Below are 19961 nucleotides of genomic sequence, written 5' to 3'. Positions count from 1 at the left end.
GTTCACCTTCATATTTGGACCAACTACCAGGGTCATTTGGTAAAAACCCTTTTTCCATGTACCATCCAGTAACAATCGACCAACGCATCCAATCAATATTTTGAACAGCATAGTATGTTTCGTTTCGCATAACCCTTCTGTACGTATCATGCAAATAACCAAAAAATTTACCTCTCCAAGTTTCAAACTCTTCTAAGGTCAACTCATATGTTTTATCGTGAGATTCTTCTTTTGCCGACTTGATAAGCCCGTGTGGGTCATAATCAATATCAGCTTCTTCTTTTAAATAGATAGAAGGTTGCAGATCTTGGGGTTTGTAATAAAATGTATCCAATTTAACAAAATGCGCAAAATGAGCAATAGAATAAGGGACATTAGGACCTCTATCTTCAAAGAAAAGTACATCTCCCCATTTTTTAGCTCTTTCTTTTTTGTTTGCAATATAACTGCGATGAGATTTTTCGGTTACAACAACACGAAGGTCTAAATCTGAATATAAATCATCATTCCCTCGTGCTATCGAGCCTCCATAAAAAATTCCTAAAACATCTTCATCTTGAGATAAATCTTTCTTAATAACGGTTCGTAATTTCTTCATTTCCTCTCGAAGCTTTGCATCTCTTTCCTTGTGCCTAGTTACAATTTCCAAGTAACTCACTCCCACATTTATTAGTGATTTCCTTTGCTATTTCGACCAATAATATTATTTCTTCTTCAACGAAATGCTCCGATACTTCAACAAAGGGAAGACAATAACCTTTCTTCAGCTATCGCACCCGTTAGTTCAAGAAATATGTAAAATCAGTGATTGTATAATTGTTTGATTATAAAGCGTCAGGTAAATGGTGTATATACATTTTTAAAGCATCTGTGTTTGATTCTAAAGTAGCGATAGTTTTCTCATTAGGTGAAGTATATATGATGGGGTAGTCTTTTTCGTCAAACTCTTCTCGGATTGGAAACGCTAAAATTTCCTCGTTTATAGAAAATTCAGCTTGTACTCCTGGTTTATTTCCACGAGCATCTAACCGTATCCAACGATTCAAGGAATTAATATATACACCATTCAGTGTATGTAAAGAATAACCCTCTTCAGGCGTATCAAATATCATCAATCTTTGATAACAAAAACCAGTTGGAATTCCTACCGACCTTAATAAAGCTGTTAACAAATTAGATTTTGCATAACAAATACCTTCTCGATATTTAAGGGCTTCTGATGCTTTACAAGTAACTCTTTTACTTTGAATATCCCAAGAGTGAGATACTTCATCTCGTACAAATACAAATGCTAGTTTAACCTTTTCTATCTCAGAAATTTCATTATTAAATAATTCATTAGCTTTTTCTTGAATTAAAGTATGCGAAAAATCAACTACATCTAACTCTTTTAAATACTCCTTCAAATTTGAAGACTCAGGTACTAGTCGCATTCCAATCCCTCTCATTTGTTTTTTTGTATAATTATACATATAAAAAGATATTTACTCAATGTTGATTTTTTAATTAACCTGCTCCGTAGTTTAAGTTTATATTTTCACAAACTACGAGGTTTTCTATGAATCCAGTGTACAAGTAACTACTAAATTATGTAAGTCCTTTTTTAACGAGGAACCCCCCTCTAGATAAATCCAAAGGGGCAAAATGGTTTAACTTTTTATAAACGGTCCCACTTTTGTTTAAAGCTACATTAAATTTATTTCTCAGAATCATTCTTTGGTACATCCAACTACACTTTAAATAATTCTATAGCCATTCCAATTGATTAACACAATGTGTACCATGATTCCAACTGCAACAAGCTTCAATGGATTTCTAAAGAGAATAAAGATAATCGTACGGGCCAGATTCCATGCACAGATAAATAGCACGAGTGATAGCACACATGATACTACAAATGAAATGAACACATTCATCATTCCCCCTTCTTATAGATTTTCATAGGCTTCACTTCGGATCGCTCGATCCGTTCCAGATAGCTTGCTAGAAATTGTTCCGTAATCTTTTGCGGATAATAGCCAATACGATCTTTAATTATATTTTCAATCGCCCACACTTTACGAGTAGCTTGTTCATATTCCTTGTAGGAGACTTGGTCATATTCATTCATATCATTACCTTCAGCAGCTGCCTTATTTACGTTAATTCTCATGTGATACACCATGGAACGGTGTTCTCTTGCGTAGCGCAATAAATACAACAATTCAATGGTTTCTAGGGTCAGCAATTCTCGTGTGCTCTTAAACAGCATGGACTCTTCAGGATAGGCTTCAATACGATTTGATACTCTTTTACCATCTTCATTTATATATTTCTCTGATAGCACTAACTCACAATAAGAACAATAAGAACCTTCTATTTCTGAACCGCAATACGCACATGTTTTCATGATATAACCTCCAATGAGTGGGATTTAGGGAGATAGGCTGCAAAAGCAGCCTATCTATTTCGTATTGAATGTAATCCCTTGAATATGGTCACATGCTTTTTGAGCTTGTTGACTAGCTTTCACAATCAAGGTTGGATCATCTTTTAATTGTTTCATCCATGAATTAATATAAGAAACATTATTTTCAATCGTCTGATTGACGATGCCAGTCACTCCACATAGCATAGAAGCTCCTAACTCGGCTACTAGTTCTTCTTTGCTGTACGATTCACTACCAAACCCATTATGTTTGATAATTCCTTCTCGCTTCAATCGGCTGGAGTGTCCTGTACTATGAATCATTTCATGATAGAAAACGGAGTAATAGTCGTGGATCTGTTCAAAATCCTCTTTCGGTGGGACGTTGATATGATCTTCAAATGGCTTGTACCAAGCTCCTCCTGAACGAAAACTATACGTAGGACTATTCATATATTCCCTGATGATCTTTTCGGCTTCTTCGATTGGATCATGCTCAAAGGTTTCTAGCTCTCGTTTCGGGTTGATCCCCTCTGTCTGTTCGCCTACTTTAAATACCTTGTAATAACGTAACATAGGAACCTTTTTTAATTGGTCTGAATCTTCTTCTTCGACCTCAAGCATTTTCCAAAAGACAACGATTTGACTTTTCGCTCCCTTTTTCACTTTTCCTCCTGCTTCTTGAATTTGCTTAAATGTCGCATATTCACCGCCATCTAAAAGAAAGGTATTAATCCCACGATAAGGCTTTTGTGTTTTCCAATTAACCGCTAATCCGTTTTTAAAAGGTTGTCTCCAGGGAATCGTACCTTCTTTCAGTTTTTCAATGATTTGGTCTGTGAATATTTCATAGATTTTTTTACTCATCCTTGAACAGTCCTTTCACTTTTTATTTTTGGGTTTGTCCCCCGAAAGGTGATGTTCCCAAAGGGGAGGATTTTTCCCGTTTGCTGAGGAGAATAAAAACCCTTGCGAAAAACTGTCCATAAAACATGGAATACCGAAACGTAGTGAAGGATATGCCGTGAAAGTTTATTGACTGGCTTTTTGCTTGCATCTTACCTTGTAGCAGGAAAGGGTAGGGTGTCCTGCCTGCTACAAGGTTAGATGTCAAAAGGGTTTACTATTCGGGGGGCAAACGGAAAAATACCCCAAAATAAAAAAGCAGCCGAATGGCTGCTATCCTTTGTTTCTTTATTTGAATTTACTAACTTTTCTTTAGTTCTCTTAGAGCTTCTAAGTACCTTTTCAGTGTTTCATGATTACTTTCAAAATACAGCTCCTCATTACCGTCTTCAACTATTAAAACTGTATTTGTGTCTGTAGGAAACCAAAGTTGAAAGACATCTGTGCTCTCTTTATAAATAAACTCAGCTTTATAATCTGGTTCTCGTATATCAAGTGTTCCAACATGCCCTTCTGCTGTTTCAAAAGCTTCTTTAATAGCTTTAATATCCTCGTCTTTAACAGATACAACGTTCTCTTCATTTTCCAAATCAATAATTCTGATTTCTGTAAGGTTATTACTAATAGATAACGATTCTTCATAACCACAAGCTACTAATAAAACAAAAGTTAAAAAGATAATAATGTTAATTTTTTTCATTTTTTGAAAACTCCTCTAGTTAATTTTTGTTTATAGTATATAATTAAAAAGGAAAATATTACATTTTAATTATTTGGAGGGTTTAATTTTGAAAAGTTTTGTTTGTTCTTTGTTTTTGGTTACTAGCTTTCTTCTTTTGAATATTGATTCCGCAGGTGCAGAACTGAAGAACGCTGATGCATTTAGTTTTAAAGGAGACCCTAATCGTCCTTTTGAAAATGCAGCAACTGTTACGGCTCATAAAAATGCCTATGAGCATGCATTTGTTACTATTAATAGAATATCTGGTATTAACCTTAAACGAGGTGGAAGTGGCAGCCGTATTTATGCTCGCTCCACTAATAGTTCTTCCTCTTGGTATGGTCTTTGGCAAGGTAATGCTAATGGAGGGACAATTCAAATAAATAGTAGAACCACACAACGTGACAATTTCACCACTAGTAACTATCGAAAACTTGCTCTCCATGAATTAGGACATGGTATGGGGATGAAACACCAATTATCTCCAACTGTAAGTGTTATGAGACAAGGGAAGATGACTTACACGGATTATACAACTCTTGATAAAAATAATTTAAGATGGCGTTATTAAAAGGAGAGAACCAATTATGACAAAAACACTATCATTATTTGCGGTTTTAGGATTATCAGTGTTTATGGTAGGGTGTGCTCAAAATTCAACGGCATTAACCCCTGAGATAGAAATTCACAAAGATGCTGACCTCCATGCAGACTATTTTATTCCAGATGATTTATCAATCTTAGAGAATCGTAGTGATGCTATCCTAAAAGTTAAATCTATTGGAAATGTGCAAGTCGGTGTAATGAAAGATATTGAAGGTGATGTTCCTGAAACCACCAATGAGTTAAAAATACTTGAAGCTTATAAAGGACCTTTTAATTCAGGTGATAGCGTGACTGTAGCTGAAGCATTCTTTTTACAAGATGACCAGTATGTTCAAATTGAAGGTTATACTCCTTTGGTAGAAGAACGTGAATATATCCTCTTTATCGAAGAAGGACTTAAAGATGAGAGTGGTAATCTAGTTTATGGTATTTCAAGCTTAGATTTCGGAAAGTATAGCCAAGAAGGAGAAGTAGCAAGTGTAGACTTTACAACGTTCAATAACGTAAATGAACTATCAAAATATGATTTTATTAAGGAAGATCCCCATCATAATGATCTATATAACGAAATCAAAAAAGATGTGTTAAGAAAATATTATTAAGAGTAAACGCTTAATTCATATCTATAAATGTCATAGATATACCTACCCTATAGCTAAGGAGCTCCTATACTCCTTAGCTTTTTATATGGGAAAATCCAATTTGTCTTTGTTTTTAATTTTATCAAATCGTTTTTAAGAACTTTCAATCTTAATGTTCTTTGGTTTCACTCTTTACCATTCGACTCAGCTTTTTCTCGATAGATTTTAATTGTTTACTTTTCTTTAGAGAGGTACTTATAAACCAAGCTATTAGAAATAAGAGAGAGATTGGAAATAATATTGCTATGACTTGATAAATTAAAGATTCCACACTAGTTCCTCCTTCCTTCCGTATTTAATAATGAACCATATACAAATTTTACCACTGCGAAGCTATGAAGAAATAGTAATCTACTCTTTTTTCTTTACCTCACGTTTTATCTTATAAATCGTATTACGAGAAACATCTGTCTCCCTATGAATATCCATAACAGAATGACCAATTGATAACCTCTTAACAATTTGATCATAAACCAGTTTATCTGCTCCTTTCGCTCCTTCATGATAACGAACTTTACGTCCTGTATATTTCCCTTGTTCTTTTGCTATCTCAATTCCTTCACGCTGTGCTGTGCGAATACGGTTTCGTTCTTCTTCAACCATCCAACTTAGCAGCGTTAAGACTAGATTAGAAATCAACTCACCAACGCCTGGTACCTGCCCTTCATTCCTCGTATCAAGAATGGGCATATTACGAACGACAATGTCCGCTCCTTCCTCGCGAATCTCTTCCCACTCTTTCTTAATTTCTTTGGCATTACGGCCCAACCGAGAAAGATCATGAACAACTAAAATATCTTGCTCTCGAATCTTGCTTTTCATCTTCTGAAAACCTTCCCGTTCAAAGTTTTTTCCTAATAGATGATTTCACAACCAAGTTCCTTTAAATCTTTTATCTGACGAGCCATATTTTGACCTCCGATTTCAAGTGGGTGCTTCAGCAACCGCCAAAACAGGCTCGATGCCTGTTTCGATCAAAGAAAAACGGATGTTTTTCATCCAAGCGTAGCGCACCCATCCAGAAAAGACCTTCTCTGAATGGGTGTCTTTCTTGTATAAGGGGAGAAACCTCTCCCCTAGTAATTACATATATCCGTTTGATTTTAAGCTGTTAAATGCTTCTGTCGGACTGACAATCAGATGATCTAACACCTCAATCCCTAGTATTTTTCCTGCTTCTACTAGATTTTTTGTGACTTCTAAGTCCTCCCTAGAAGCGACGGTATCTCCGCTGGGGTGCTGATGGCTGACCACAATGGAACACGCATTATTTAAAATCGCGGCTTTAAATATTTCTCTAGGGTGAATGACGCAAGAATTTAAACTCCCTACATGAGCTTTATGAAGTCCTATCACCTTATTTTTCGTATTCAGACACATCACAAGAAACACTTCTCTATCTTCATCAGCAATATAAGATTTTGCTAGTTCAGCCGCATCATGAGGCGAACGAATGGAATAACTCGCAAACGGGGCTTGGATCTCTCTAATGTCTTGTTTGATTTTCACGACTTCAAAAATGGTTTCTAGTTTCATGTTAAATGCTCCTTTTTGGTTATTATTTTAGTAAGTACCTACAATGACATTCGCTTGCCCTTTATACGAGTGGGGATTCTTCACTGAACCAATGTTCAAACTGATCTAACCAAATCCAATCCTCTGAATCCTGTTTTCTGTATTCAATTTTGTACTCCACGCAATACCCTGCATGTGGGTCAAAACTTAATTTAATCTCTACTGGTTCTCCATCAAGGCTTGCCAACCAATATTCCGTTCGTTCCTCTTCAAATTCTTCAACCATCTGTAAATCATGATCTGTAAAAGCAAAATTTCTTTTCATTACTTTGATGGAATAAGCTTGGTCAATTCGTTCTTGTAATTCTGTTTTTGTCATGTTCATTTCCTCCTTTGGGTTTGCGGTACGAAACGAGTTCGTTCCCTAAAAGGGAAGGATTTTTCCCCTTTTGTTGCGAAGGATGGAAAATAAGCATCAACAGGCAGTCAAGGGGGGATAAAAGCCCAAAAAGTTTTTAGCCCATGCGAAGCGGTTATGGCTAAAAAGTTTTTGGGCTACTCTTGGCACTTCCCCTTGATCGACTGGTGATCCAACTTGGTTTCCAATAGGGAAGAGATGCGAAGCCGAGGCTCGCCCGATTGGAAGCCTTAGTTGGATTGCGTGATTTTACGATTCGTAGCGCAAAAGGGGGAAATCTCCAATAAAAAAAGCAGCCGAGTGGCTGCTATCCTTTGGTCTTTATTCGTTTGATCTTCGGCTCGTTCAATATGGCGGCCTGCCGCAAACAGATCAGGAACCTACAGAGTGTGGGCGAAGCATGAGCCTTACAGTCTGTGGTTATCGAGCGGTTTAATGTTGAAGCGACACGTACCAGAATGACCAAAAGTGTTTTTTACTTTTGGATCAGTCTGTCGTGCTGCCGCCCGAATGTAAGGTGTTGTAAGCAATGTAGTTCATCATAAAATCCCCTACCGTATTTTTAATCACTCGATCTAGTATTTTCATTTCTTTTGAATACCCCTGATAATGGATGACATACACACACCACCCCACAGAGTGATCTTTAACAGTGCCTCTATCTTCAATACGGATGCCCTTATTCTTTAATTCCCGATTGACTCTACTTATTTCCTTCCCGATATCATGTATTCTAGATTCCACAAATAACGTATAAGGTTCGGAAAACTTCAACCCTGCTTGAGTTAATTTTTTAAGATCATGCTCCATGACTTTTCGAACAAGAGGATAATAGATCGCTTCTTGAATGACATTCTGATCTTCTTGCGTTAAATGAAACATACACTTATACTCCTTCTCCTAGCCCAACTAATTTTGTTAACAAAATCAAAGAAGGCTTAAGCCTTTCCCTTCTTAGTAGCGGTCGAGTATCTGGGCCTAAAGGAAGTTTCGCTTTAGATATCCCTGCTTCTTGAAATCTTACGGTAAAGTGCAATAACCTTCCGATTATCACGTTCCCACGCTTCGTTTCTCAACATGGGGATCTTATAGATACCTTCCATTTCTGTCATGAGGTCCGCTAGTTTCTTAGAACGGATAGACTCAGATACATTCTCTTTCAACAATTCTTCATATCGTTTATTTAGTTCAGTTAAGCTCATTTCTGCACACCTCACAAGGTTTATTTAGGAGAAGATTCTATTCATTCGCACGCATTTTTTCTTGCTCTCCATATAATTGAGCGGTTTCTTTAGCCCAATACTTTACCCCTCCAACCACTAAATCAGGCTGCGGTACTTTCCCTCTTTGAAAGTATAGATTTAACTTCTGACGATCATATCTTAACCCTTCTTCCTTTAAATACTCCGCAAATTGACTGAGGCTCAGGTATTGATGATCTTCTTTAATCAATGAATAAGAAGGATTTTGAATCAAGTACGTGTCTTTACGAAAATACTCTGTGATAAGCTCTAAGGCAAATTCAAGCCACTCATTATCTAGGTGCTCATATAAAGTTTGAAGATCAAAACCTTCTTGATCAGGACGTTCAAAGAACCTTGCTAATGTTAAAAAGGTTGATTGAAGATGATCTAAGCCTTCCAACGCTACCTGATCCATTGAATGTTCTTTTATCAACTCTTCCAACTGAGGAAATGCTTCAATAATACGTTTCGTTGTCTGTTTCATAAGAACCTCCTAAATGCCATTGTATACATAGTATACCATAAAATTATACAATGTATACAGATGAAGAAGATTGCTGATTAATTCTTACTTGTCACTTTAGATATTATTTCGCGCTCATTATAATCGCTATTTTGCCTTAAGAATATTATAAAGCCGACCTTTAAGAACCGACTTTTTCATTTTGCTTATTCTATTAAAGCTCCCGTTAGTTGAATAGTCTCTTATAATATCACTTAACCTTGAAGGAATTTTTATTAATGAATGTTATATACGCCTCTTGAATAATGCATTTCGCCTCAAATAATTTACTGCTTATGATTATTTTCCTGTTATAATGTAAGTATTTAATTGGGAAAATGAGGTGCAATATATGATTGAAGATAAATCTATTGACAAAGACGACTTGCTTTTTCAATTAGATCGTCACTTGGATTGGATTAAGAGTTGTGATACCAAATCTTCTATTGTATTAGCGGTCGTCGGAATTATTCTTTCGATATTTACTTCCGAGCATTCTATTAAAATGTTAAATGACATTTTATCTAATTCTGTTCAGAACATCAGTTTCTCTAACATTTTATATCTACTCTTATTTACTCTTTCTTGGTGTGTCTTTCTATATGGAGCATATTGTTTAATCAGAGTGTTAATACCTAGATTGGGGAAAGAGGGACAGGCCTATGACGGAACGACTCATAAGGACTCTCTTTACTATTTCGAAGACATATCAAAAAACACTTTCACCGAATACAAAGATAAAGTTTTCAACCGTAGCAACGATAATGAAATAACCGATATCTTATCTCAAATCTTTGTGAACGCAAAAATATGTACCAGTAAGTATTCATATTATAGCAAAGGAATAAAGTATACCTCCCTTGGTATTACTGGGGTAGTTATTTTATATATAATCGGTATTATTTTAGTGAAAACAGGGGGGTTTTAGCACTGGAAACGGTTAGTTATAATTTTAGAGAACGTAAGGAAAAAGTAGAAGATATTTTGGATAATACAGATAAAGTAAATGAAGTAGATAAGTTCCCAAGGGATGAAGATTTTACTTATACAAATGGTTATAAGGCTTGGGCCGGTGCAATTTTTGTTGACCTGCGGGATTCTACCACGTTATTTACTGATTCTAATGATGTGGAAATTTCAAAAGTGATTCGCGGATTTACGTCTGAAATTATAGAGATATTGAGAAACAACACAGACGGTAACGATTTAAAAGAAATTGGTATAAGAGGTGACTGTGTTTTTGCAGTATACTCAACACCAAAGAAAATGGATCTTTATGAAATTGCCAACAGAGCCTTTTATATTAATACGTATATGAAAATGTTAAACAAATTATTGGAGGAACGGAACCTTCCTAAAATCAAAGCGGGGATTGGTTTGGCAACTCAAGTCACACTTGCTGTAAAAGCCGGACGAAAATCCTCTGGGATCAATAATTTGGTTTGGATAGGAGAAGCTATTGCAAAGGCCTCTAAGTTATCCGATTTAGGTAACAAGGACGACAAGAAACCAATTGTTATGTCCTCCACCTTTTACAACAATTATATTGATGTGCAACCAGTGGACAACGCAAAACAGTGGTGGACATACGTTAATGATGATACGTATGGGGCATATTACCACGGGAATGTAACTAAAACTGAATTTAACAACTGGATTGAACACGGAATGAAAGATTAATAAAATAAATAACCTCGCGTAAATGCGGGGTTATTTATTTTATTAATCTTTAATCTGCTCCGTTAATTAAACAAAGATACAATTTTTTCTTCAAGGAAAGCTATCCGTTAGTTACATAAGGACTTCTATAACACTCGTATATTAATAATTGTTTATATATACAGTATCATTATAAGTCATTCCAAAATGACTATATTCTATATGAACATTATTTATTTTTTCATTATGAATGACACTAACCCCATAAATTTTATCATCTCTTGACTTTATAACTACCTCATCTATATTAGAAAAACTATACTTTATCGCTTCTTCAGCGTTAAAATCATCTGTTATAATAAATCCTTTTAACTCATCACTAACTTGTAATCTAGTTTCTAAGGGCTTTTCATTATTATTCACGGAAATATCTAATATCACCACGTCACGAAAACTATTGTTACCTATACCAATAATTACTGATTTATTATCTTCACTTGAAGCAATATCATCCAACTCCAGTGGTTGACTGAATTTCAATAAAAAATAACCACTAACAACAATCATCAAGAGTATAAGTATTCCAGTACCTTTCCAACCTAATCCACCGACTAAATCTGCAAGATTACTCCCGTGGATACTGCTAGAAGGACTTTTTAGTTCTTCTTGCCTCAACTTTTCTCTTCTTATTTCAGGAGTTTCTTTCTCTTTGTCCATTTAAACATCCCCCTTCTATATCTAAAATCTTATTAAACAAAACTGCTCCGTTAGTTCAAGATTAGTGTGTTCCCTTATGAAAGGAACACACCCCTTTAGTTTAACATTAATTTCCTTTTCTTTGACTAGAAAAAGCATTCCTTGTTGAAGGAATGCACCCGTTAGTTAAATAAAAAAGTAGCTAGCAGATTGGATTCTTCCCTCTAAATTTTATATTTTTTAAAAGTTTTATTTGGAGGAAGATTTACCGATTCATCAGGCACATAACATTCTCTATCATGATAAGGCATTTCTAACTCTTCCCATTCAAATTTATCTTCAACACATTTAATGAATAAATCATATCCCTCGCCATCAGAAGGCATTAGACCTAATCTGGTTTCTTCATGCTTTAAGGCAACATCAATCGCCTCTTTTATTTCCAATAAAGCTGTTCGATTTGCAATAAGGTAGGCGTTACTATGCCACATTTGTTGACCAAAAATATGGCACATAGGCATAGGTTTATCCTCATCGTAAAATCTATTGTTAACTACATGATTTAAATGTTCGAATACCTCTTCAGGACTATCTACATCTAAATAAACGTCCATGCCACTTTCCCAATACCTTTGTCCTCCACCCCAAAACTGCGAAACAAAGTCATCATATAAATCATTATTTTCCACAAACAAATATCTTTCCAATTCATCTTCTAAATCCTCGAAATAATAACTGTGAATTAGTTTTTCATCCCTTTGATAAATAAAATGATAAAGATTACTAACCACTTTTTTACTTCCCAACAATTTAAAGTTATATTTCTTTGCCTTTTTAGGCTTTAATACTCCATTGACTAAAGGTGTCTCTGGAATATAAATAGCTGTAAATAACTTTTCATTAGCCATTTTTTAATCACCTCTTAACATCTTATTATACCCTCATGTCCTGAAGTAACCTGCTCCTTTAGTTTAACATTAATTTCCTTTTCTTTGACATATAAAAAGCCTTCCTTGTTAAAGGAATGCTACCCGTTTTTTCAATAAGATTGAACTCAATTGGTATTTTCTCTATTTATTTTTTATTTCTCATAATACTATGAATGACAATTCCGATTAGGAAGATGAATAATACTGTAAATACAACCCCGTAGCCTATTTCCTGGTTTATATAATTTCTATAAGCATATAGTGCCATTGAGATAGAACTCATTAATAAAGCCAATATTATTAACGGATGAGTTTTAACTTTCCCCAAGAAAATCCTCTCCTTTCTTCTTCAATAATCCTGCTCCGTTAGCTTAAGTACATCTTTTCACAACACCCAACTACATCAAAAAAAATACCCATATTATGTAATAATTACCTGTAATAAAAATATATTACAAACTATTTTGTAACATTATCTGCCTTTATACATTTTTGGTACAATAAGATCAAATGGATTTGGAATAAAATCAAATCTACTGGAGCCAGATCACTGTTTAACAAATCTGTGCTAGCATCCCTGCTTCTTGAATATGTTCAGAGGACGTCGCTTGGACAGCAATCTGAGTAGGTGCATCAAAGCCTCTAAAAGCGGCCATACACCACGTGTGAAAAAGATTTTTGGTTCCGCCAGTCTCCGTAAAAGATGCTGCCGTCGCTTTTATCTGTGAAGATTCCGACGACTCGAAAAGGCATTCCTTTTACTCCAATAAATTCTCCAATCGGGGTTTTATCTGGAAATAATTCAGTTTGAACATCCTCATTGATCATCACCACTTGTGAGCTTCCCATAAGCTCACTTTCAGATATCGAAAGGTCGGTCGACTTAACTTAGTAAAAGGATTATTGATTTTTACCCTTTGTGCATCTCTAATCGTTTTTTTGATAATTACCTTTCATTAAGTGATTGAATAATGGAGGACACAAACTACCAGTTGGAAAAAGATCTCTATTGAATGTCAATGCTGATTCTAGATTCATTAATATTACCTACACCCTCCAACGTAGTCATGTCGGTCATTCCTACATTCGCAGATGATAGGTAGCCTTAGGTTTACTAATGGTCATACAATCGGCTACTATGAAATTTGAACTAGTTGTCTCCTTCTCATTTTAAAATTTTGTTATTTTTATGGAGGATAGTTATGAAGTTTATTATAAGTTTTTCGATTTCTGTACTTACTTTCTGGTTGATTTTATATTACGGTGATCTATTTCTATTTTTCATTACAAGACTGAATAATTCATATTCTTTAATTATTGCTTCAAATCTTCTTATTCTATCTCTAGCTATTTTTTCTAGCCTAGTAGTAAGTAAAAATATTTTTATATTACTAGCAAGTGTATTTATAGGTTGTTATTTCCTTGGTATATTTGATTATTTTCTGGGTACAAGTGTTGTATTTACTATGACTATAATCATTCTAATCTTGGGTCAAAGCCTGTGGAAGGAAAAACCCACTTAACCCTATTAGCAAGGGAGTGTTCAAATAAAATTAGCTAATAAAGAAATGTTAAAGGGCAATATAAGACTACCATATTAGCACTCTTAGAAGACAAGATTCTATATGGTTATAAATTCATTAAAGGTGTACGTTTTAAACACAACATTAATATTAAATGCTAAAATAAGAACATCCCCCTTTTAGACTTTATATAAAGAAAAAACAAACACAGCATGCTGTGTTTGTTTTTTTGTTTTTGCCTCAGTGGAAGAGTGCCTACTCGACGGCAAAGCAAATTAAAAAGTTTGATCACTTTTGATTTCAACCTGTATGCAAACCACCAAACAGCTTCTTCAAGCATCCACTTATAGTTAAAAAGCAAGGATGCAGAACGGTGCCGAATCAAGCCCGAGCTGATTTTGGAGTTTTGGGTCAACGTGGACCTAAAAAACGATCTCCATTGAGATGCATCATATGTTTAGGATTGTCCGAAAACCATACCTCTGTATCCCAAGCAATATCATCAGCATATTGCTTAAAAGTACTCATACTAGGAAATGCAGTAACAAATACATTTCCTACATCACTTCTCTCTAACATCTTCTCTAACTCATATTTTCTCTTATCTGAAATAGGTCCATGACTAGTTACCGCTTCAATTAGAAACAACCAGTTTTTCTCCTCTTGATAAAGGACAACATCTGGCAATTTATCATGTGCTATTTCTGGAAAATTAAGCTCAGAAAGTTTTTTCTTATCAATAAAAAGGTATTTGTTTTCCGTATCGCCTAAATATAGAAGTTGTGAACCTGGGGCGAAATACTCTGCAAAATTCTCCACAATCTCTTTTTGTAGAGTATTATGTTCACCAGGAGAAAGTTCCAATGTTAATGTGCTATCTACCTTTACAGGGACACGATTTAACTTGCGTTTACTTTCGTACCTTTGAACTAAAGTCTCATACTCTCCTTGAAACCATTCCAACTTTTGTGTCCATTCGGATGTTCCGTAAGTTCGTGCTATTTCTAACAACTCTTTCGTAACAGCATAGTTTGTGTTACCGGAATTTGTGGGACGAGTCGGGTCATCGGGGTTACGAACAATAAGTTGGGCTTGTTCAAACTGATGTATAGTTTGTCTTCTGATAGACTCACGTGAATTGGCTGCATAATGTTGGTCGTAACAAACCTTCATAAATTCCATAATATCAACAATACGCAGGACATTTGAACTTGCTTCGCTCCATTCATCCTCCTCTTTTAACCCTAAAAGAGCTAACAGAGTCAATGCTGACCTTTTATTTTGTTGTTTGGGGGGCATCCCTACTTGCTTTAAGAAATCAATTGCCTGTTCCTCTTTAGTTACCATTTCGTGGTCCATTCCTTTCTTATTACTTTCATTTAATAGGAAATGATCAACCTCTTCTAAGGTAAGGTTATTTGATAAGATACCTTTTCCTATATTCACTATAACTTGATAATCTGGAAACGGTAAAGGACGGATATCCGATGCATTGACTTGCGTATTTCCATTAACAATACGAAAGTATTGATCTACACATTTACTGTTTAAGTACCCAACAATTCCATATACCTCTTCTTCACTTAGTTGTCCATCTACCTTATAAATATAATTCAAGTGGTTCTCAAGGCCCACATATTCAAAGGGATACCTATTACTGAGGTATGCAGCAACATCCACACGTTTTTTTTGTTCCTTTGAAGTAAACCTTTTTACAAGTACATAGTTTTTGGATGGCACTAGCAACTTCTGGCTTTCGGGTACATTTTTAACCCCTTGCTCACTAGCTGTTACGGGAAATTTAACTTCCAAGTTTTTAAGGTGCTTCATATAAAGTAATGGAGATGTATGGTTTTCGGAGTAACCCACTATCAATTCTTTATTTCTAAAGGTGACAACAGGTCCAGTTGATATATTCATACCCATAACAGTCAAATTATTCGACCAATTATCAAACATTTTGATAATAGCAGCTTGTTCTTTATCTAGTGGTAGACGCATCAAGTTTATTTGATCAGAGGAATCCAGAACCAATGATTTATCAAAAACCTCTTGCTTTATGTCTTCGTCTATAGAGCTTCCAGAAGAACTAACGGTAATGTAAGGAACCATTCTTTTCCGTTTAAACCCACTCAATATGATATTTTCTTGCAATACACTCTCACCTTTAAAGTTACCTTTTCTTGAATTAAAAACATGAATATGGTCTGGGTCCACCTTATCAAAAAACCGCTCTCTAAAACGTTCAAAATAAGCCCCGGATGTATAGCTCCTAGGTGTAATAAATACAAGTTGGCTATCATCATTAAGGAGTTCAGCAGCTACAGCCATAAACATGAAATAAACATTCGGCTGTCCATGAACGTAATCAGCTAATATTCTTGAGTACTCATGGTTCTTCTTGACTTTATAATAAGGAGGATTGCTGATGATTAAGTCGTAAAGGGTACTCTCTTCGGATGTACGATATAGCAGAGAACTTTCAAACAAGTAAGCATGATCTGTTATAAAATCTTCTTGATATATGTTGTATTCGAAATAGTATCCATTAGCCTCCATAGAATTTAAGCAGTACTCCATCATTTGTTCTAAATATGGGATTACTAGCTTGTCATTCTCGTAAAGATCTACTTTCAAAGAAATCGTTTTTATCTTTTCAGATATAATTCTGTCAACTAAAGCAGCAATTAATACTCCAGTCCCAGCACCTGGATCTAAAACTCTTATCTCATTTTTATTTAGTACCAATAATTCTGCCATATATTTAGCAATTGAGCTTGAGGTGAAGTATTGTCCCTTAAGTTTTTTTTCTTCAGGGGTGGTGTTGTTATTCACCTGATCTGATATTGGGTCAATAATTGAGAGTACATTCATTTCTTGGGTTGATATCGTCATCAGATAACACCTCCTATAGGCATTTTAAATGTTTATAAACAAAAAAGCGATAAGGTTAATTATTCCATGTTGTGAAGAGACCTCCTTATTTTAGAGCTCATCTCTCTTGCTATGATCACTGACATACGAAATTCTCAGTCCACGACCTATAAACACCTCAGACCAGACGCCTCTCAAGCTCCACCGGAACCGGACTTTGAACGATAACGCGAACGAGATAAAAGTCTAAGTTCTTCTTCTGGCGTATCCCTAATCGATTAGTTACCCCTAACATTAAATCCCTCCCTCATATGATTTTCAATCAAAACACAAACCTAGCAAATCTGTCTAACTTTCTTATAAGCGATGCAATTTTTTTGAAACGGTACTAATTTATTTTAAAGTCACATTCTGTACTTCTTAGCTTTTATAATAGGAAATCCCAATCTTTCTCTTTATTTTCACCCCATCGCTTTCTAAAGCTTGCAATACTAATGTTCTTTCTTTTCATTATTTACAATTCGAATTAACTTTTGTTCAATACTTTTTAATGCTTTACTCTTGCTTATAGATATACTTATTAACCAGGCCACTAAAGAAATAATAGAAATAGGGAATAGTATGGCTATGAATTGATAAATAAAAGCATCCATGTAAGTACCTCCTTCTCTACCACGATAAACTCAAACTCCATTTTGTATATTTTACCATTACGGAGAGATGTTTGTTCCTTACTAACTGGACGTTTACATAATATTGGTACTTAATCCTTCTTTAAGGTCCTTTTTATCTTGTAAACCGTATTGCGAGAAACTTCTGTTTTCCTATGTACCTCCATAACGGAATGCCCGACTGATAACATCTTGACGATTTTGTCATAAACAAGTTTATCTGCCCCTTTCGCCTCTTCATGGTAACGAACTTTACGACCTGTATATTTCCCTTGTTCTTTTGCTATCTCAATCCCTTCACGCTGAGCTGTTCGAATACGGTTTCGTTCTTCTTCAACCATCCAACTTAACAGCGTTAAGACTAAATTAGAAATTAACTCACCGACCCCTGGTACTTGTCCTTCATTTCTTGTATCAAGAATCGGCATATTACGAACCACAATGTCCGCTCCTTCTTCTCGAATCTCTTCCCATTCTTTCTTAATTTCTTTTGCATTACGCCCCAGCCGGGAAAGATCATGAACCACCAACACATCTTTCTCTCGTATTTTGCTTTTCATCTTCTGAAAACCTTCACGATCAAAATCTTTTCCTGACTTCGTATCCTGATAGATAATTTCGCAGCCAAATTCCTCTAACTCTTTAATCTGTCGAGCCATGTTTTGACCCTCAGAACTTACTCTGGCATACCCGATATACGTCATTTCTCTCCCTCATTTCAAATATGAAGTTACTGAACAATCCAAAATGAACACTCGAACCCATTGTAACATGCGACTTTTCAAATGTTCAACTAAGGTATACCTTACTTGAACAACAAACAAAAAATTACAAATTACAAGTGAGCTACTTGTCATTTAAGTTGGGTTTTTGCTCAGTTTTTAAAGCGATACATTGAATATGTGGGATGCTAGCGATTCTAGCCGTTGCACAATTCTCTACCATGATAATAGTTTCAAGGTCAATAAAAGTGAACCTTGAAAGAGATTTACTTTAATTTCCTGGTTGTGCAATGTATCACTTAAAAACATGTGCAATAAACCACCAAAAATTGCAACCATACCAACCTGCACAAAAAAATATATTGTTAATTAAAGTAAAATAATGTAATATATGAAAGAATTAAAAACTAAATATTCAGAAGGGCGGCTAAGTTGTGAAGGAGAAACTTATTTTACTCTTAATATTAACTTTTCTTTTGCTTCTACCAAGCAATACATTAGCATCAACAAATGTAGAAGAAGGAAAGACCATTGGGCAATTAGAAGAAATATTATTTGATTTTTTCAAAGAAAATGGACTTGAGTACGAGTTAAATTCTATTGAATTCTTAGAGTACGCTAATGAACAATTACTTTTTGAAGAAGATACTAAACTTGCAGAACATCCTTATTACGAAGAATTGCGATTTTATTTAGCTGAATACTTATATGAAATTGAAAAAGCTCAAGTAACAGAAGTTGACGAAGAGGGTTCTGTGTTTGACATCACTACATTTAATCTTGATCACATATCTGAAAAGACTATAAATGATATTATTATTGAAGTAAAAGAAGAAGATGAAGCAGTAGAAGAAGAAATAGACGAGTTTAAGTTGGAAAACCCTAACATGGTTTCTCCTTTCTCTACTTACAGCGCTTCTCAAGCTAATGGTTACGCCTATAAATGGTACAACAGTAGAAATCCTGCATTCCCAAGTCATACGTTGAACTGCACCAATTTTGTTTCCCAAGTCGTTTTAGCTGGCGGACAACGCCAAACATGGGGCGGATTCACTTCTAATTCAATTAGAAGTACAACTAATTATTGGTACAGCCAAAAGCGAACACCACCTAGTGGAAGTAGACAAATTCATTATGAATCTACTTCTTTTATAAGAGTAATAGATTTCTACTCATATTGGAGTAAACATATGGGAACAACAACTTCATCTAGTAAAAGTACAATTATAAATAATGCGAGAATTGGGGACGTTGTACAGTTCAGAAGTACAAGAGATGGGAGATGGGTTCATTCGATGTACGTTCATAAGAAACAGAATGGAACTATTTATTTAGCGGGGAATACCTCTAACGTGTGGAATAGAAATTTCAATGATATTTCAGGCTATAACTCTTACAGAGTTATTAAATTCAGATAATTTTTTAAGAGGAGGATATATTTGTCTAAACAATCCTATATTATAATTTCTCTATTTTTAGTAATAACAGCAGTTTTAATCTTCTTTATTTTTTTTGATACCGGAACATCTGAAAATGAAACCTTAGTTATTTCGGGACAATCACAAAACGAAGTCTTTTATGCAGAAACGATTCCAGAAGATGAGCCTAATCCCAAAGATTTTTATAAGACGATAATTACTTGGGATAAAACAGAAGGGATCATTAAACAAATACACTTTTATATTAACGATGAAATTACAACAGAACTTACTAGCCCTATTGATATGAATGTACAGGATAGGTATGAGACAGCTTTTATGCCCAACCCTCCCATTGAGGATTATAAATACGAATTATACATTCAATGGACTAAAGAAAATGAAGATTTCGAAGAAAGATTTACCTTAAAACCATAGAAAAACCACCTCAAATTAGAGGTGGTTTTTCTTTTGACCAACATATCTTATTTTTAATAATTGCTATATCC

Annotated in this window: 23 protein-coding genes and 1 pseudogene; 6 read left to right on the top strand and 18 right to left on the bottom strand. The window is 35.0% G+C overall.

Annotated features, from left to right (window positions below):
- The 5 genes from ACNSTQ_RS20610 to ACNSTQ_RS20590 form a co-directional block, all read right to left on the bottom strand.
- A partial coding sequence (locus ACNSTQ_RS20610) for a nucleotidyltransferase domain-containing protein (RefSeq protein ID WP_418201635.1) occupies positions 1-649 on the bottom strand: 649 nt, incomplete at its 3' end.
- 175 nt (positions 650-824) lie between these two features.
- Positions 825-1433 (bottom strand): transglutaminase-like domain-containing protein, encoded by a 609-nt coding sequence (locus ACNSTQ_RS20605; RefSeq protein WP_418201634.1) that lies wholly within the window; start codon positions 1431-1433, stop codon positions 825-827.
- A gap of 482 nt (positions 1434-1915) precedes the next feature.
- Complete coding sequence (locus ACNSTQ_RS20600) at positions 1916-2389, bottom strand: hypothetical protein (protein WP_012961193.1); 474 nt, start codon at positions 2387-2389, stop codon at positions 1916-1918.
- 54 nt (positions 2390-2443) lie between these two features.
- Positions 2444-3274, bottom strand: a complete 831-nt coding sequence (locus tag ACNSTQ_RS20595; protein ID WP_418201633.1) for an ArdC family protein — start codon at positions 3272-3274, stop codon at positions 2444-2446.
- A gap of 340 nt (positions 3275-3614) precedes the next feature.
- Positions 3615-4013, bottom strand: coding sequence for a hypothetical protein (locus ACNSTQ_RS20590; protein WP_012961306.1), 399 nt, complete (start codon positions 4011-4013; stop codon positions 3615-3617).
- Between the two features lie 88 nt (positions 4014-4101).
- Between ACNSTQ_RS20590 and ACNSTQ_RS20585 the strand changes: the two genes are divergently transcribed.
- Positions 4102-4605: a Xaa-Pro aminopeptidase gene (locus ACNSTQ_RS20585; protein WP_418201632.1), complete on the top strand. Its 504-nt coding sequence runs from the start codon at positions 4102-4104 to the stop codon at positions 4603-4605.
- A 16-nt stretch (positions 4606-4621) separates the two neighbouring features.
- Positions 4622-5242, top strand: coding sequence for a hypothetical protein (locus tag ACNSTQ_RS20580; RefSeq protein WP_012961304.1), 621 nt, complete (start codon positions 4622-4624; stop codon positions 5240-5242).
- Between the two features lie 390 nt (positions 5243-5632).
- Here the strand turns inward: ACNSTQ_RS20580 and ACNSTQ_RS20575 are convergent, their stop codons facing one another.
- The 6 genes from ACNSTQ_RS20575 to ACNSTQ_RS20550 form a co-directional block, all read right to left on the bottom strand.
- Positions 5633-6103, bottom strand: a complete 471-nt coding sequence (locus ACNSTQ_RS20575; protein WP_418201631.1) for a recombinase family protein — start codon at positions 6101-6103, stop codon at positions 5633-5635.
- Between the two features lie 261 nt (positions 6104-6364).
- Entirely contained in the window at positions 6365-6817 is a 453-nt protein-coding gene (locus tag ACNSTQ_RS20570; protein WP_418201630.1) for a JAB domain-containing protein, read from the bottom strand.
- A 61-nt stretch (positions 6818-6878) separates the two neighbouring features.
- Positions 6879-7175 (bottom strand): hypothetical protein, encoded by a 297-nt coding sequence (locus ACNSTQ_RS20565; protein WP_418201629.1) that lies wholly within the window; start codon positions 7173-7175, stop codon positions 6879-6881.
- 525 nt (positions 7176-7700) lie between these two features.
- The gene (locus ACNSTQ_RS20560; RefSeq protein ID WP_418201628.1) at positions 7701-8096 is read right to left on the bottom strand and encodes a hypothetical protein; all 396 of its coding nucleotides are present in this window, start codon (positions 8094-8096) and stop codon (positions 7701-7703) included.
- Positions 8097-8209: 113 nt separating this feature from the next.
- Entirely contained in the window at positions 8210-8416 is a 207-nt protein-coding gene (locus tag ACNSTQ_RS20555) for a hypothetical protein (RefSeq protein ID WP_418201627.1), read from the bottom strand.
- A 37-nt stretch (positions 8417-8453) separates the two neighbouring features.
- Positions 8454-8942: a hypothetical protein gene (locus ACNSTQ_RS20550; RefSeq protein WP_418201626.1), complete on the bottom strand. Its 489-nt coding sequence runs from the start codon at positions 8940-8942 to the stop codon at positions 8454-8456.
- Between the two features lie 370 nt (positions 8943-9312).
- Here ACNSTQ_RS20550 and ACNSTQ_RS20545 point away from each other — a divergent pair, with 370 nt between their 5' ends.
- Both ACNSTQ_RS20545 and ACNSTQ_RS20540 read left to right on the top strand, forming a co-directional pair.
- Complete coding sequence (locus ACNSTQ_RS20545) at positions 9313-9888, top strand: Pycsar system effector family protein (RefSeq protein ID WP_418201625.1); 576 nt, start codon at positions 9313-9315, stop codon at positions 9886-9888.
- 56 nt (positions 9889-9944) lie between these two features.
- Positions 9945-10640, top strand: a complete 696-nt coding sequence (locus ACNSTQ_RS20540) for an adenylate cyclase (RefSeq protein ID WP_418201624.1) — start codon at positions 9945-9947, stop codon at positions 10638-10640.
- Between the two features lie 537 nt (positions 10641-11177).
- Here the strand turns inward: ACNSTQ_RS20540 and ACNSTQ_RS20535 are convergent.
- The 7 genes and pseudogenes from ACNSTQ_RS20535 to ACNSTQ_RS20505 form a co-directional block, all read right to left on the bottom strand.
- Positions 11178-11336: pseudogene (locus tag ACNSTQ_RS20535) on the bottom strand (DUF6366 family protein); the annotation flags it as partial.
- Between the two features lie 203 nt (positions 11337-11539).
- The gene (locus ACNSTQ_RS20530; protein ID WP_418201623.1) at positions 11540-12223 is read right to left on the bottom strand and encodes a hypothetical protein; all 684 of its coding nucleotides are present in this window, start codon (positions 12221-12223) and stop codon (positions 11540-11542) included.
- Positions 12224-12389: 166 nt separating this feature from the next.
- Positions 12390-12572 (bottom strand): hypothetical protein, encoded by a 183-nt coding sequence (locus tag ACNSTQ_RS20525; RefSeq protein WP_418201622.1) that lies wholly within the window; start codon positions 12570-12572, stop codon positions 12390-12392.
- A 314-nt stretch (positions 12573-12886) separates the two neighbouring features.
- Positions 12887-13111: an ABC transporter permease gene (locus ACNSTQ_RS20520; RefSeq protein WP_418201636.1), complete on the bottom strand. Its 225-nt coding sequence runs from the start codon at positions 13109-13111 to the stop codon at positions 12887-12889.
- 1067 nt (positions 13112-14178) lie between these two features.
- Entirely contained in the window at positions 14179-16641 is a 2463-nt protein-coding gene (locus tag ACNSTQ_RS20515; RefSeq protein WP_418201621.1) for a BsuBI/PstI family type II restriction endonuclease, read from the bottom strand.
- A gap of 491 nt (positions 16642-17132) precedes the next feature.
- Positions 17133-17294, bottom strand: a complete 162-nt coding sequence (locus ACNSTQ_RS20510) for a hypothetical protein (RefSeq protein WP_418201620.1) — start codon at positions 17292-17294, stop codon at positions 17133-17135.
- A 110-nt stretch (positions 17295-17404) separates the two neighbouring features.
- The gene (locus ACNSTQ_RS20505; RefSeq protein ID WP_418201619.1) at positions 17405-18016 is read right to left on the bottom strand and encodes a recombinase family protein; all 612 of its coding nucleotides are present in this window, start codon (positions 18014-18016) and stop codon (positions 17405-17407) included.
- A 452-nt stretch (positions 18017-18468) separates the two neighbouring features.
- Here ACNSTQ_RS20505 and ACNSTQ_RS20500 point away from each other — a divergent pair, with 452 nt between their 5' ends.
- Both ACNSTQ_RS20500 and ACNSTQ_RS20495 read left to right on the top strand, forming a co-directional pair.
- Positions 18469-19452: an amidase domain-containing protein gene (locus ACNSTQ_RS20500; RefSeq protein ID WP_418201618.1), complete on the top strand. Its 984-nt coding sequence runs from the start codon at positions 18469-18471 to the stop codon at positions 19450-19452.
- 21 nt (positions 19453-19473) lie between these two features.
- Complete coding sequence (locus ACNSTQ_RS20495; protein WP_418201617.1) at positions 19474-19890, top strand: hypothetical protein; 417 nt, start codon at positions 19474-19476, stop codon at positions 19888-19890.
- Positions 19891-19961 lie beyond the last annotated feature (71 nt).

Origin of the sequence: Alkalihalobacterium sp. APHAB7 (assembly GCF_048323755.1) — a bacterium.
Taxonomy (GTDB): domain Bacteria; phylum Bacillota; class Bacilli; order Bacillales; family Bacillaceae_F; genus Alkalihalobacterium.
This window is presented reverse-complemented; position numbering and strand designations above follow the sequence as displayed.

Bases quoted from the DNA above. Each gene is read 5' to 3' on its own strand.
- ACNSTQ_RS20560 (WP_418201628.1), bottom strand. From the start codon at position 8,096: ATGTTTCATTTAACGCAAGAAGATCAGAATGTCATTCAAGAAGCGATC.
- ACNSTQ_RS20600 (WP_012961193.1), bottom strand. From the start codon at position 2,389: ATGAAAACATGTGCGTATTGCGGTTCAGAAATAGAAGGTTCTTATTGT.
- ACNSTQ_RS20545 (WP_418201625.1), top strand. From the start codon at position 9,313: ATGATTGAAGATAAATCTATTGACAAAGACGACTTGCTTTTTCAATTA.
- ACNSTQ_RS20605 (WP_418201634.1), bottom strand. From the start codon at position 1,433: ATGCGACTAGTACCTGAGTCTTCAAATTTGAAGGAGTATTTAAAAGAG.
- ACNSTQ_RS20530 (WP_418201623.1), bottom strand. From the start codon at position 12,223: ATGGCTAATGAAAAGTTATTTACAGCTATTTATATTCCAGAGACACCT.
- ACNSTQ_RS20550 (WP_418201626.1), bottom strand. From the start codon at position 8,942: ATGAAACAGACAACGAAACGTATTATTGAAGCATTTCCTCAGTTGGAA.
- ACNSTQ_RS20510 (WP_418201620.1), bottom strand. From the start codon at position 17,294: ATGGATGCTTTTATTTATCAATTCATAGCCATACTATTCCCTATTTCT.
- ACNSTQ_RS20515 (WP_418201621.1), bottom strand. From the start codon at position 16,641: ATGAATGTACTCTCAATTATTGACCCAATATCAGATCAGGTGAATAAC.
- ACNSTQ_RS20595 (WP_418201633.1), bottom strand. From the start codon at position 3,274: ATGAGTAAAAAAATCTATGAAATATTCACAGACCAAATCATTGAAAAA.
- ACNSTQ_RS20580 (WP_012961304.1), top strand. From the start codon at position 4,622: ATGACAAAAACACTATCATTATTTGCGGTTTTAGGATTATCAGTGTTT.
- ACNSTQ_RS20575 (WP_418201631.1), bottom strand. From the start codon at position 6,103: ATGAAAAGCAAGATTCGAGAGCAAGATATTTTAGTTGTTCATGATCTT.
- ACNSTQ_RS20565 (WP_418201629.1), bottom strand. From the start codon at position 7,175: ATGACAAAAACAGAATTACAAGAACGAATTGACCAAGCTTATTCCATC.
- ACNSTQ_RS20570 (WP_418201630.1), bottom strand. From the start codon at position 6,817: ATGAAACTAGAAACCATTTTTGAAGTCGTGAAAATCAAACAAGACATT.
- ACNSTQ_RS20590 (WP_012961306.1), bottom strand. From the start codon at position 4,013: ATGAAAAAAATTAACATTATTATCTTTTTAACTTTTGTTTTATTAGTA.
- ACNSTQ_RS20555 (WP_418201627.1), bottom strand. From the start codon at position 8,416: ATGAGCTTAACTGAACTAAATAAACGATATGAAGAATTGTTGAAAGAG.
- ACNSTQ_RS20505 (WP_418201619.1), bottom strand. From the start codon at position 18,016: ATGACGTATATCGGGTATGCCAGAGTAAGTTCTGAGGGTCAAAACATG.